Consider the following 11,949-nt stretch of genomic DNA (forward strand, 5'->3'; position numbering starts at 1 on the left):
ACATCCTTTCCTCTGAACCATCTCTTGTTCCCTGTTGGGTTGCAGTTCTGATTTTGCAAAGAGATGGCGTATCCCGGTTTTGCTGATAGCATGAGCCCCAAATATTTATATAACTGACGAGAAGGAGGGGGTATGCGAGTCCACCGATTGAAGTCTGCGCTGCCTTTAGGGTTGGCACTAGGCGGCGCGCTGTTGTTAGGGGGCTGCGGAAATGGCGAGGAAAAGGCCGATAGCAAAACCGCAGATTTTGCCCGGCAGGATGCATTTCCATCGACATATATTGCGGCCGAGTCGGCACCGGTGCTGATTCGTGGTGCAAACCTGCTCACTGGCACCGGCGAGCAGTTGGATGGGGCGGATATCCTGCTGCAGGATGGCAAGATCAAGGCAGTGGGTAAAGGGTTGAAAGCCCCGCGCAAGGCCGAAGTTATTGATGCAGCAGGCAAGTGGGTCACGCCGGGCATCATTGATGTACATTCTCACCTCGGAGACTACCCGGCGCCGGCGATTGAATCCTCTCAGGATGGTAACGAGATGACCGCGCCGAACACGGCGCAGGTTTGGGCGGAACATTCGGTCTGGACCCAGGACCCGCAATTTCCCCTGGCGCTTGCCGGTGGTGTGACCACGCTGCAAATCCTGCCGGGCTCTGCCAACCTGTTTGGTGGCCGCGGAGTGACACTCAAGAATGTACCGGGTCGCAGCGTGCAGGATATGAAGTTTCCGGGTGCCCCCTACGGCCTGAAAATGGCCTGTGGTGAAAACCCCAAGCGGGTGTACGGAGGCAAGGGCACTTTGCCGTCAACCCGTATGGGTAACGTCGCCGGTTACCGCCAGGCCTGGATTGAGGCCAGTGCCTATAAAAAGAAATGGGAAGAATTCCAAAAAAACGGTGGTGACGAGCCCGACCGGGATCTTCAGATGGAGACCCTTGCCGGTGTGCTGAACGGCGATATCCTGGTGCACAACCACTGCTATCGCGGTGAGGAAATGGCCATCATGATGGATATTGCCAATGAGTTTGGCTTCCAGGTTTCCACTTTCCACCATGCGGTAGAGGCCTACAAAGTCGCTGATTTGCTGGCCAAGAACAAAGTGTGCGCGGCGATGTGGGCGGACTGGTGGGGCTTCAAGCACGAAGCATTCGATATGACGGAAGCGAATATCGCAATTGTCGACCAGGCCAAAGGCTGTGCAATGATCCACTCGGATTCTGAAGTGGGTATCCAGCGCCTGAACGAAGAAACCGCAAAAGCCATGGTGGCGGGCCAGAGAGCGGGTTTCGATATTCAGCCGAAAGATGCGGTGGTATGGATGACCATGAATCCGGCCCGAGCGCTGGGTATCGAGAAAGCTACGGGCAGCCTGGAAAAAGGCAAGATGGGCGATGTGGTGATCTGGTCCGGTAATCCGTTCAGTGTTTACTCCAAGGCGGAAAAGGTCTTTATCGACGGCGTGATGATGTATGACCGCGATGACAAGTCTCGCCAACCCCATAGTGACTTTGAGCTGGGCATACTGGAAGCGGAAGGAGTGCGCCTGTGAACACTACATCAAATAACCAAAAGAATCTGAATCGCTTTGCCAGCCGCACAGTACGAACGGCTATGACCTGTTTGTTGTTCGCACTTGCACCTTTTGCCAGTGCGGAATCCCTGCTGATCAAAGGGGGGAAGGTTATTTCCCTGAGTGACGCAGGTACTCTGGAGCAGGCCGACATTTTGATTCGCGACGGTCGTATCGAGCAGGTTGCCGCTGACCTCGGCAGTATTCCGGCCGATACAGTTATCGACGCGGCGGGCAAGGTGGTCGCTCCGGGCTTTATCGCGCCGCACAGTGAGTTGGGGCTGACAGAAATCAGTGCAGCAGCATCCACTAATGATAATGCGGTGGCAGGTCAGTCTGTTGGCGCCGCATTTGATCCGTCGGTCGCGTTCAATCCACACTCCACCCTGATCCCGTTCAATCGTGCGGGCGGTTTGACGCGTGCGATTGTTACGCCGGGCAGTCAAGAAAATATCTTTGCCGGCCAGGGCTTTGCGATCAAATTGAATGGGGCCTTTGACAGTGTGGCCAAGGCCGGGCTGGTGCAGAGAATCTATCTGGGAGAATACGGAGGGTCGCTGGCCGGCGGCAGCAGGGCCAATGCGTTTGCGCAGCTCAGGAGTGCCCTGGACGAAGCGCGGGAGTATGCGGAAAACAAGGCTGCGATCCGTCGTGGTGAATGGCGCGATCTCACACATTCGGTTGCCGACCTGGAGGCACTGCAGCCGCTGCTGAACGGTGAGCAAATGGCTATGATCGGCGCAAACCGCGCCAGCGATATCCTGCAGGTACTGGCGCTGGCGAAGGCGTTCAACCTGAAACTGGTCATTGAGGGCGCTGCGGAAGGTTGGATGGTTTCTGATCAATTGGCTGCTGCAGGTGTTCCGGTGGTTATCGATGCGATGAGCAATAGCCCTGATGCCTTTGAGCGGCTGGGTGCACGAATGGAAAATGCCGCCCTGTTGAACAAGGCTGGTGTTACCGTGGCGATCAGCGGCCCGGGCTATGGGGGTTCCCATAACAGTTACCTGTCCCGCCAGGCGGCCGGCAATGCGGTGGCGTTCGGTCTGCCGTATGAAGAGGGTGTTAGAGCGGTCTCTGCCAATGTGGCCAAAATCTTTGGTCTCAAGGGCGGGGTAATTGCTCCCGGTGAAGTGGCAGACCTGGTTGTGTGGAGCGGGGATCCGCTGGAGGTTACCAGTTACGCCGAGGCGGTACTGATTGACGGCAAGCCGCAATCACTGGTGACCCGATCTACCCGCTTGCGGGATCGGTACCTGAAGCCGCAGCCGGGTTATGGGCACGCCTATAAAAATTGATTGAAGGATTTATAACGGGGCTCCGGGATTCCGCGGAATATATTGATTCGCTGTGGGAATAGCTGGAGCCATGTTTTCATTTGGAGGAAGCGAGATGTTGAGTGTCAAAATTACTGCCCTTTATGCGGGGCTCAGTGCGCTACTGATATTGGCGCTGGCCTATCGGGTAGTAGCGTTCCGGCGTGGTAATAAAGTGGGGGTTGGTACGGGAGGGCATCATTTCGGTGAGGTGGTGGTCCGCGCTCATGCCAACGCGGTGGAATATGTACCGCTGGCACTGATTCTTATGCTTATCGCGGAAATCAATGGGTTGTCTGCGGTGTGGTTGCATTGCCTTGGTGGTGCGCTGCTGCTGGCGCGTGCGCTGCATGCCGTCGGTTTTATCGCGGGCAAAGGGGGGTATCACTTTGGTCGATTCACCGGTACCGCCCTGAGTTGGCTGGTAATCCTGGTGCTCGCCGTTATTGATATCCTGTCGATATTCTGAGGCATGCCGCTATCGGGCGTGCATAAAAAAGCCCGGCATAGCCGGGCATAGTACAGGGATGGAAATTCAATCCGGGAATTACTGGTTGGCTGCCAGCGGGGTGACGTTTTGCTGTTGTTCTTCGTCGTCAGCGCTCAGTAATTCTTCCGGTTTGCCTTTGCAGGCTTTTGCCAGCACTTCGCGGCGTTTGGCCAGCATCAGGCCAATTTCTTCGCTGGCTTCTTCGGAAACGCCCTCAACATGCCGCTCGATCAGCGCGGTAATGTTGGCGGCGAGTTCCAGCATTTTGTCGTGTTCTTCGGCGTCTTTTTTGTTATCGAACATGGCTCCGTCTCTGTCGCATTTCCAAACTGCTACTACCGCCATAACTGCCTCCTGTTGTCGTGCGTGATGACTGACTTGTTATTGGTTGAGTGTCTGTACGGTACCTGTATATATATTCAGTGTCAACCGGAGGTTCAGAGGTGGGGCTTTTGAAGAATGGCAGGCGAGGGGTTGAGATAGAAAGAGCCAGTGTTGCGCTGGAGTGTGGTGCGAAGTAGTCAGAGGGGGTACATAATGATTCTGTGGTCGCCGAATCTTATCCCCCCAGGATTGAGGCGGCTCCAACCCCGCAGTAGATCTATGGCCCGCATCGCGGGCCATTTTTTTGTCAGAACAGGCTCCAGGCAAGCCGCGCTGCCAGAGCGAGTAATATCACTCCGAACAATTTCTGTAACCGTTGGCCCCAGTGGCCGAGGTCTATGCCGCGTTTGCGGCCGCTGGTCACAGCCAGTGTCACCAGTAGATACCAGGCGGTATCTATCCCAGCGGCAAGCCCGGCCATGGCGATTTTCGTCGAAAGTAGTTGGTCCGGGCGTACAAACTGACTGAACAGGGCGCCAAAAAATAAAGCCACTTTGGGATTGAACAGCGCGATGGAAAACCCCTGGGCGATGGAATTCAGTACCGGAGCGGGCTGGGGAGGCGGAGCACTGAGGCTTGCTGGTGCGGAGGCTGATAGTGCCTGCCAGCCTATGTAGATCAGCAATAGCGCCCCGGCCCATTGCAGCCCCATAAACAGAGCCGGAGTCTCAGTGACGAGTAAAGCGAGGCCTAGCGCCGTTAGCAGTGCATAAAGGCCGATTCCTGCACCATGGGCAAGCGCGCAGGCAAAACCATGCATCGGGCTTGTAGCGGCATTGCGCAGCACAATGAGCAGGCTTGGGCCCGGCGACATGGCACCCAGTGCGCAAATTCCGGCCAGCGATATCCAGGCAATAACATCCATCAAAATCCTCCCCCTGCATCCAGCCAGCGCTGTTCTTCGGTGGTGCTTTTTCTTCCCAGGGCATGATTGCGGTGGGGGAAGCGGCCGAAGGTGTTGATGACGTCGCGGTGCTGAACGGCGTAGTGATAATAGTTCTGCGCAAGCTGTGACTCGGGGTGCCCCTGGAAATCCGCTCGCAACTGCTCAAAGTATGCCACCGACCGAGCCTGAATATCGGAGGATTCCGTGTGCTCCAGAGGCATACCGACAAAGGCGCGCTGGTGCAGTCCCAGCTCAGACAGGTCTTCTGTGCTGATTAGTGCCTGGCACGTGGCCAGCGCCGTTTGGTCTCCCGCAAACGCGCGGGCGCTGCCGCGAAAGATGTTGCGGGTGAATTGATCACACAGGAGTATCAGCGCCAGGCGTCCCTCTAGGTTCTCCTGCCAGTGGGGCAGGCCGGTGGTGAGTGCGGCAGCAACGGTATGGGCAAATCGTCGCCGGATGGCCTCATCGAATGCGCTGCCTCCCCGGAACCAACGTTGGCGCAGTGTTGCCGCAACCGCGTGATCCAGGGCGGTGTCGCCGAACCAGAAAGTCAGCACCATTGCGGTGGAGATTTTGGTAGAGTCGTTCATCTGGCGTCCTGTCGTAAAAATTTGCCGGCGATTGCATCCAAACCTGCCGCCAGCCGCGTCCATCAGGGTAAGCAGGTAACTTGCAGTCGGGGCGGTTGTCCCGGATTGGCGGGTTACCGAAACCGGTGCCCTGTGGGCTGGGCCGCGCTATTCATGAGCCGGCGCAACCCGGTACCCGCGAACAAGGTACGATCTGGCGTTAGTTTGCTGCAACAGTGAGAAAAACGAAATGAGAGCGAGAATTCAACAACAATCCGGTATGGGGCCCCTTTGGGTAGCTGCATTGGCCATGGGGCTAGCTGTTTTCGGCCTGACCCCTGCGGCGATGGCCCAGGGGGATGCTGAGCAGGAGGCCGCGAGCGAAAGCCCGGCAGTGGCTGTCCCTCCTGCGCCCCCGGTGGCTCCGAAGGCTCCGGGCCTTGAGGTCGACAAGCAGGTGAAGATCCTGCGCCAGGAAGATGGCTCATTACGCATCCTGACTCGGGGCAGCGACGGCGAAAATGGCGATATCGAGGTCAATCTGGGCAAGGAGTTTGGGGGGGAAGTCTCCCGCAGGATCGTCGAAAAACTGGAAGCGAAGGGCATCCTCGATGAGAAAGGCCTGGTGCTGGAAGAGGCGCTGGAGTCTGTGCCGCGCAATGTCGATATCGGGATTTCTGCAGAAATTGCCCGGGAGCATGCTGAACGCGCGCGCGAGCATGCGGAAAGGACTCGAGAGCATGAGGTTCGGGTTTTTGGGAGCCATGACCACGACTCTGGCGAGCTCGACCTGGATTGGCTGGTACCTGTGGTAGCGATACTGGCGGTGTTTGGCACGCCGATCCTGATCGTTTGGCTGGTTACCCGCAACAGCTACCGCAAAAAGCAACTGCTGATGGACAACATCAATCGACTGGTGGCAGAAGGCCGGGATATTCCACCAGAGCTCCTGGATGCCATGGACGGTGAGCGTACGGCCGACACCAAAGACCGGGGCTTTACCCTGATCGCAGTCGGCGCCGCGGTTTTCATCTGGCTAACCGCCGCAGGTGGCCTGGAGGCAGGAAGCCTGGGGTTGATCCCGCTGTTTATCGGTGTGGCCCGCTACATCAACTGGAAACTGGATAACCAGAGTCAACAACAAGCGGGCTAGGAACTGCCACCGATGAACCTCAACGACGAGGACCTGATCCGACGCGTTGTCGAAGACGGCGACCAGCGGGCTTACGCCCAGCTGGTCCGTCGCTATCAGTCACAGTTACGATTCTCGCTCCGGCAACTGTGTGATGGCGACCAAGGCCTGGCTGACGACATGGCTCAGGAAGCGTTTATTAAAGCGTACAAGGCATTGCCCGCATTCCGCGGGGATGCCCGCTTCAGCACATGGCTGTACCGAATTGCCTACAATCTGGTTATGAGTCACAAGCGCAAGAATGCGCCGGACGTCGACCAGGACGCAGTAGATCGGGCACAGGCCGATGCCAGTGTGGAAGAAGCACAACAATTGGGGATGGCCAGGGACCTGAACTCTGCCATGGGGGAACTAAGTGACGCCCAGCGTCAGGCGGTACATCTGTGCATGCAGCGTGGATTTTCACATGAAGAAGCCGCTAGCATTATGAAGTTGCCGCTGGGCACGGTAAAATCCCACGTTAACCGCGCACGGGCCAAATTGCAGACACTGTTGCAGGCCTGGCGTGAGGAGGTAGTCGGTGGATAAGCGTATAGATCCCCGTTATTTGGCAAACACAAGCAATGGACCAGACAGGGTTGAAGGCATGGTAGTGAAGGATGGGGTGGTGACACCCGCTGGATACAACGAGCCCGATTTCGATTCCTGGCTATCGCAGCAGTTGCAGTTTAATGAGCCGCACCTGGACGATGACGGCTTCTGCGAGCGAGTCATGGGGGAATTGCCTGCGGTTCCGGCCAAGCGTTCTGAGCGGCGTGCCAACCGCTTTCAGTATGCGGCTGTGGTGGCAGCCTCGGCGATAGTTTGCTGGCAGTTCCCGTTTGAAGAATTCCTGGCGCAGGCTGCGCAGCAGAGTATCAGCCTGTACAGCCTGGTTGGCATTGGCGTATTGGGCTCGCTGGTTGCAATGGCTGGCGGTATCGTTGCCGCACGCCGCTGATCGTCTTTTCAGGCCGGGGGCGCAGAAACTCCCGGCTTTCTCATTTTCTTCTTCTCTCCACGTTTACCATTCGCCAGGGCGAGCGTTGCGCTTTTGCCTCAGGTATCGCTCGATTAGCGATATTGTCCCATCTGGATCTGGCCACGCTTCGTGACCTTGATGTGCGGAATTATTGAGCGTCGTAGCCCCAGCTTTGCCTCCAGCTCATAGGGCACCGTGTCACTTTGCAGTCTCAAAAGCTCGGCTGCGGCCATAAATGACCTCATCAGATTGGCGGATGCATCCACGACGATAGTGTCCTGTCCGTAGGCTGGTATTGGCGGGAGGTTGTTCGACGTGCCAGTGATGACCTTGTGCCCGGCAAGGCTCAATGTGTAGTAGAGGCCGGAAAGGGCCAGTTCGCTGTCATTGGGGTTGAACACCCGCAGGTGAATGCGAAAGCGAAGATCGCTGCTTTGATTGTTTGGTAGGGGCTCTACAGCGGTGACCTGTACCTCCGGCTTTTCAAAGTCCGGTGAGAGGACGGCACAGCCGTTAATAAGCGCTGTCATTATGGCCACCAGTAGCAGGTGGCAAGTGCGTTTAATAATGAGTCCGCTATTCGGGCGCTTGGCGTCGTAATAAGCTGTATTCAAGTGTTTTTCCTTATTGGCCCTATGGGCCAGCTTCAAATCTGTTCTTGGGGCTGGCGGTCATTTATAGGCGCCGCAGCCCATTATGGGTAGACCGCAGTGCCAGCCGTTTTGCTCCGCGGCGCCTCAGAGCCTGTTGCCTTAGCGATTTGCTAGTCTGGATACAGGTCATCAAGCGCGGGGCGGAACCTGCCTGCTATGTCTCCAATATTACCCATACAGATTTTTGTCTCTGCGAATTGGTTGCGATTGGGCGCACAAACTTTGCCGGTGTCGCCAGAGAAGGGCAAGGAACTGGCGGAAGGCCTGGAGCTGGCGAAAGTGGCACCTTCGTCGTTCACTGATGTACTCGAAACCGTCTCTGGCTCGATGGTGGGCATCTGGCATGGGTTTCTGAGCCATATCCCTTTTTTCGTCGCCAGTATCCTGATGCTGGTTTTCACCTGGCTCCTCGCCAGGATGGCCGGGCGCTTCACCCGGCGGTTTGCCCGTAAAACGGCCAAAAGAGCGTCGCTGGTCGATTTATTGGTGCGGCTGACCAAAATAGCCATCTGGATGTTGGGAGTACTTTTTACCGCAATGGTTCTCTTTCCCGGGCTGACGCCAGCCAGGGCACTCGGTGGGGTGGGATTGCTCTCGGTGGCGGTCGGTTTTGCGTTCAAAGACATCTTCGAGAACTTCTTTGCCGGTATCCTGATTCTGTGGAATTTCCCATTTGAGGCGGGCGATGTCATCAAGTGTGACAACGTTGAGGGCAGGGTGGAATCGGTGGAGGTACGCAATACCACCATTCGCCGCACAACCGGGGAGTTAGTGGTCGTGCCCAACCTGTTCCTGTTCAAGAACCCCTGTGAAATCCTGACGGATCGGAACAAGCGGCGTTTTACGGTCATTGCAGGTATTGCTTACGGTGAAGATGTTGTCGGCGCAGTGAAGGTGATCGAATCTGCTGTCGAGTCCTGCAAGACGGTGCGTGATGATGAGCCCGTGCAAATCTTTCCCCGCGCTTTTGGTGACAGCAGTATCGATATCGAAGTGACCTGGTGGGCGGGCTCAACCCCACTGGAGGAGCGGCGTTCACGCGGGGAGGTAGTTACTGCGGTGAAGCGGGCCCTGGATGATGCTGGTATCGAGATTCCCTTCCCGTACCGCACGCTGGTGTTCAAGGAGGCTCTTAGGCTCGAGGATGGCGCAGAGCCTTAATCAGCGATCAAACAGGTTGGGGAACTGCCGGGGCTGTGAGCGTAGATATTGGTTCGGTACTTTAACCGAAGCGCCCAGGTGCGCAGCGGCATGCCAGGGCCAGCGGGGGTTGTACAGCAGCCCTCGCGCAAGTGCGACGAGGTCCGCGTCTCCTGTCCCCACGATCGCCTCTGCGTGATCAAAGTCAGTGATCAGCCCGACGGCGACTACCGGGATCGAAACGGCCTGCTTGACTGCCCGGGCCAGGGGCACCTGATAGCCGGGGCCGACCGGGATTTGCTGTGTGGAATGCAGGCCGCCACTGGAAACATGAATGGCGCCGCAACCCCGTTGCTCAAGTGCCTGCGAAAAAGTGATCGTCTGCTCCAAATCCCACCCGTTCGCCACCCAGTCTGTACCGGATACTCGAATGGATATCGGGTAGTCCGCGGGGACCGCGTTGCGTACAGCGTCGAATACTTCCAGCGGGAACCGCATCCTGTTTTCCAGTGCGCCGCCATATTCGTCCTGTCGCTGGTTGGACAGGGGAGAGAGGAATTGGTGCAGTAGGTAGCCATGGGCCGCGTGGATCTGGATGGCGTCAATACCGATTCTTACCGCGCGTCGCGCCGACTCCGCGAATGCCTCACAAACAGCCTGCATGGCCGTGCGATCCACTGCTATTGGGGGCTGTTCATCCGGCAGATAGGGAACGGCGGATGGCGCAAATGTTTGCCAGCCGTTTGGTTGCTCTGCAGGTATTTGCTTGCCGCCGAACCAGGGGAGATCTGTTGACGCCTTGCGCCCAGCGTGTGCCAGCTGGATGGCGATGGGCATATCGGACCACTTGCGGACGGCATCCAGGGTGCGCGCCATCGCAGCTTCAGTGGTGTCGTCCCACAAACCTACATCCGCATAGCTTATCCGACCTTCAGGCTGTACGGCGGTTGCCTCGATGGTCAGCAAACCTGCTCCGGAAACAGCTAATTGCCCAAGATGCATCAAATGCCAGTCGGTCATGCAGCCATCGACAGCTGAATACTGGCACATGGGGGCGATGACAATCCGGTTTGGGAGTGTCAGGGAATCGATGGTTAGAGGTTCGAATAACTTTGGCGAGGTCATTGACTGCTCTTCCTGAGCGATAAGTTCGTCCACATTGAAAGTTGGTGCGCCGTCTTTTCGATTACAGCGTGCTGTCCGGTTGGGTTTCCGGGCGCGCATCTATAAAGGCGGGGAGGGCAGCACAGGCTTCGCTGATTTGCTTGATCGCAGGATACTTCCCGATTTCTACGCCAAATCGTTCTGCATTGTAGACTTGGGGAATCAGGCAACATTCGAACAACCCCGGATGCTGTCCGGCCGCAAAGGGCGTGCCGGATGACGACTCAAGTTGTGTTTCCAGTGCGGCGAAGCCCCCGTTGATCCAGTGGCGAATCCAGCTGAGCTTCTGTTCGTCGCTGACACCGAGTTCGGTTTGAAGGTACTTTAAAATACGCAGGTTCTGGATGGGCTGGATATCGCAGGCGACATTGTAGGCGAGGGCGCGGATACGGGCGCGTTCCAGAGGCGCGCTGGGTAGTAATGCCGGCAGGGGATATGTTTCTTCGAGCCACTCGATGACCGCCAGCGATTGCGTAAGGATACTGCCATTGTCTACCAGTGCCGGTACCAGTCCCTGTGGGTTCAGGGCGCGATAGGTGTCGTCCTGCTGTTCGTTTTTGAGCAGGTTTACCGGATGGTACTGGTAATCAAGGCCTTTCAGGTTTAGCGCAATACGAACGCGATAGCTCGCCGAGGAGCGGAAGTATCCGTGGAGATCCATGAGAAGCGATCCTTTTATTTTTGGCGGTTAGCGTTTCCCGCGAGTGGTATACGGCGCTTGGTGCCGTGTATCCATTGGGCGACGTAAAAAAGTTGGTGGATTGCGCTGAAAACTGGTTTTTTTGCGCAAAAATTTCGCGCATAAGCGCCTTTTTGATACCAAATATGGCGTGATAGTCCGTATAATGCGCGGCCGTTCTCGTTTCGTATAGCACAGCCGTGCCTACTGGAAGTATTGCCCATACTCCATTGGATGAGGAGGTGGGGGTGGCATATCCCGCCGGGAGTTAGCGACTGCCTAAAAATTCCTGCGGCAGTGGTTACAATTGAAACCAATCTTAGTTACATTTGAAACCTCGTACAACCTCGATTCTCAGCAGGTGAAGAACCGCGATGACCACTAATAACATGACAAAGGGCGACCGGGATCTCGAAAACACTCTGGACGCTGTCCGCCCCGATGACCTGCGGCTGGAAAAATTTTTGCCCTATCGCCTGTCGGTGCTTTCAAATCGCGTGAGCAACGCCATTGCACAGGCTTACGGTGAGCGATTTGATCTGACGATCCCCGCCTGGCGGGTTATGGCCATATTGGGTCGTTTCCCCAATCTGTCGGCGGCCGACCTGGTTGAGCAGACAGCGATGGATAAAGTGGCCATTAGCCGCGCGGTATCCATTCTGCTCCGCAATGACTACATCACGCGCAGTGAGGATCTTTCCGATCGTCGTCGACAGGTGCTCAACCTGTCTGAGCTTGGGCGCGATGTCTACGAGCGTATTGTGCCGCTGGCACAGCAGTACGAAAACGATTTGATGGGGTCGCTCTCTGATGATGAGCGCCGTCAACTTGATAGCATTATCGAGAAATTGATGAGCCGTGCCCAGGACTGGGCCAATCGCGGTTTACTCGACCGCTAACGCGCATCGAAATTATTGGCAGCGCTGTGTGGTGTTTATTCCGACAC

Annotated in this window: 14 protein-coding genes; 8 read left to right on the forward strand and 6 right to left on the reverse strand. The window is 56.7% G+C overall.

Features of this window, described 5'->3' with window-relative positions:
- Positions 1–132: 132 nt before the first annotated feature.
- The 3 genes from LC093_RS00625 to LC093_RS00635 all read left to right on the forward strand — a co-directional run bounded on the left by LC093_RS00625 (position 133) and on the right by LC093_RS00635 (position 3,351).
- A complete protein-coding gene (locus LC093_RS00625) occupies positions 133–1,545 on the forward strand; it encodes an amidohydrolase (protein WP_226660946.1) in 1,413 nt (470 codons plus the stop codon).
- 62 nt (positions 1,546–1,607) lie between these two features.
- The gene (locus LC093_RS00630) at positions 1,608–2,864 is read left to right on the forward strand and encodes an amidohydrolase family protein (protein WP_226660947.1); all 1,257 of its coding nucleotides are present in this window, start codon (positions 1,608–1,610) and stop codon (positions 2,862–2,864) included.
- Between the two features lie 94 nt (positions 2,865–2,958).
- Positions 2,959–3,351 carry an MAPEG family protein gene (locus LC093_RS00635; protein ID WP_226660949.1) on the forward strand — a complete coding sequence of 131 codons (393 nt, stop codon included), beginning with the start codon at positions 2,959–2,961 and terminating at the stop codon, positions 3,349–3,351.
- A gap of 78 nt (positions 3,352–3,429) precedes the next feature.
- On the opposite strand, the gene LC093_RS00640 is transcribed toward LC093_RS00635, so the two are convergent.
- The 3 genes from LC093_RS00640 to LC093_RS00650 all read right to left on the reverse strand — a co-directional run bounded on the left by LC093_RS00640 (position 3,430) and on the right by LC093_RS00650 (position 5,235).
- Positions 3,430–3,717, reverse strand: coding sequence for a YebG family protein (locus LC093_RS00640; protein WP_226660951.1), 288 nt, complete (start codon positions 3,715–3,717; stop codon positions 3,430–3,432).
- A gap of 286 nt (positions 3,718–4,003) precedes the next feature.
- Positions 4,004–4,621 carry a LysE family translocator gene (locus LC093_RS00645; protein ID WP_226660952.1) on the reverse strand — a complete coding sequence of 206 codons (618 nt, stop codon included), beginning with the start codon at positions 4,619–4,621 and terminating at the stop codon, positions 4,004–4,006.
- On the reverse strand, positions 4,621–5,235 hold the full coding sequence (locus LC093_RS00650) for a DUF924 family protein (RefSeq protein ID WP_226660954.1): 615 nt from the start codon (positions 5,233–5,235) through the stop codon (positions 4,621–4,623). Before LC093_RS00650 ends, LC093_RS00645 begins: the two co-directional genes overlap by 1 nt.
- 229 nt (positions 5,236–5,464) lie before the next feature.
- Between LC093_RS00650 and LC093_RS00655 the strand changes: the two genes are divergently transcribed.
- From LC093_RS00655 to LC093_RS00665, 3 genes are read left to right on the forward strand one after another with little or no spacing between them, the layout of a single operon-like run.
- Positions 5,465–6,367, forward strand: a complete 903-nt coding sequence (locus tag LC093_RS00655; protein WP_226660956.1) for a DUF6249 domain-containing protein — start codon at positions 5,465–5,467, stop codon at positions 6,365–6,367.
- Between the two features lie 12 nt (positions 6,368–6,379).
- Positions 6,380–6,934: a sigma-70 family RNA polymerase sigma factor gene (locus tag LC093_RS00660; protein ID WP_226660958.1), complete on the forward strand. Its 555-nt coding sequence runs from the start codon at positions 6,380–6,382 to the stop codon at positions 6,932–6,934.
- Complete coding sequence (locus LC093_RS00665; RefSeq protein ID WP_226660960.1) at positions 6,927–7,346, forward strand: hypothetical protein; 420 nt, start codon at positions 6,927–6,929, stop codon at positions 7,344–7,346. The genes LC093_RS00660 and LC093_RS00665 overlap by 8 nt, the downstream gene beginning before the upstream one ends.
- Before the next feature lie 113 nt (positions 7,347–7,459).
- Here the strand turns inward: LC093_RS00665 and LC093_RS00670 are convergent, their stop codons facing one another.
- The gene (locus LC093_RS00670; RefSeq protein WP_226660961.1) at positions 7,460–7,981 is read right to left on the reverse strand and encodes an LEA type 2 family protein; all 522 of its coding nucleotides are present in this window, start codon (positions 7,979–7,981) and stop codon (positions 7,460–7,462) included.
- A 195-nt stretch (positions 7,982–8,176) separates the two neighbouring features.
- Between LC093_RS00670 and LC093_RS00675 the strand changes: the two genes are divergently transcribed.
- Positions 8,177–9,181, forward strand: a complete 1,005-nt coding sequence (locus LC093_RS00675) for a mechanosensitive ion channel family protein (RefSeq protein WP_226660963.1) — start codon at positions 8,177–8,179, stop codon at positions 9,179–9,181.
- Here LC093_RS00675 and LC093_RS00680 read toward each other — a convergent pair whose 3' ends face one another.
- Positions 9,182–10,285: an NADH:flavin oxidoreductase/NADH oxidase gene (locus LC093_RS00680; RefSeq protein ID WP_226660965.1), complete on the reverse strand. Its 1,104-nt coding sequence runs from the start codon at positions 10,283–10,285 to the stop codon at positions 9,182–9,184. It abuts the gene before it with no gap.
- A 61-nt stretch (positions 10,286–10,346) separates the two neighbouring features.
- Positions 10,347–10,985, reverse strand: a complete 639-nt coding sequence (gene maiA / locus LC093_RS00685) for a maleylacetoacetate isomerase (protein ID WP_226660967.1) — start codon at positions 10,983–10,985, stop codon at positions 10,347–10,349.
- A gap of 392 nt (positions 10,986–11,377) precedes the next feature.
- Between maiA and LC093_RS00690 the strand changes: the two genes are divergently transcribed.
- A complete protein-coding gene (locus LC093_RS00690) occupies positions 11,378–11,902 on the forward strand; it encodes a MarR family winged helix-turn-helix transcriptional regulator (RefSeq protein ID WP_226660969.1) in 525 nt (174 codons plus the stop codon).
- The last annotated feature ends 47 nt before the right edge of the window (positions 11,903–11,949 follow it).

The organism is Microbulbifer aggregans, assembly GCF_020524005.1.
Classification (GTDB): domain Bacteria; phylum Pseudomonadota; class Gammaproteobacteria; order Pseudomonadales; family Cellvibrionaceae; genus Microbulbifer; species Microbulbifer aggregans_A.

Coding starts and splice junctions, on each gene's coding strand:
- LC093_RS00635 (WP_226660949.1), top strand. CDS start 2,959: ATGTTGAGTGTCAAAATTACTGCCCTTTATGCGGGGCTCAGTGCGCTA.
- LC093_RS00660 (WP_226660958.1), top strand. CDS start 6,380: ATGAACCTCAACGACGAGGACCTGATCCGACGCGTTGTCGAAGACGGC.
- LC093_RS00675 (WP_226660963.1), top strand. CDS start 8,177: ATGTCTCCAATATTACCCATACAGATTTTTGTCTCTGCGAATTGGTTG.
- LC093_RS00645 (WP_226660952.1), bottom strand. CDS start 4,621: ATGGATGTTATTGCCTGGATATCGCTGGCCGGAATTTGCGCACTGGGT.
- LC093_RS00625 (WP_226660946.1), top strand. CDS start 133: ATGCGAGTCCACCGATTGAAGTCTGCGCTGCCTTTAGGGTTGGCACTA.
- LC093_RS00655 (WP_226660956.1), top strand. CDS start 5,465: ATGAGAGCGAGAATTCAACAACAATCCGGTATGGGGCCCCTTTGGGTA.
- LC093_RS00630 (WP_226660947.1), top strand. CDS start 1,608: ATGACCTGTTTGTTGTTCGCACTTGCACCTTTTGCCAGTGCGGAATCC.
- LC093_RS00640 (WP_226660951.1), bottom strand. CDS start 3,717: ATGGCGGTAGTAGCAGTTTGGAAATGCGACAGAGACGGAGCCATGTTC.
- LC093_RS00680 (WP_226660965.1), bottom strand. CDS start 10,285: ATGACCTCGCCAAAGTTATTCGAACCTCTAACCATCGATTCCCTGACA.
- maiA (WP_226660967.1), bottom strand. CDS start 10,985: ATGGATCTCCACGGATACTTCCGCTCCTCGGCGAGCTATCGCGTTCGT.
- LC093_RS00650 (WP_226660954.1), bottom strand. CDS start 5,235: ATGAACGACTCTACCAAAATCTCCACCGCAATGGTGCTGACTTTCTGG.
- LC093_RS00690 (WP_226660969.1), top strand. CDS start 11,378: ATGACCACTAATAACATGACAAAGGGCGACCGGGATCTCGAAAACACT.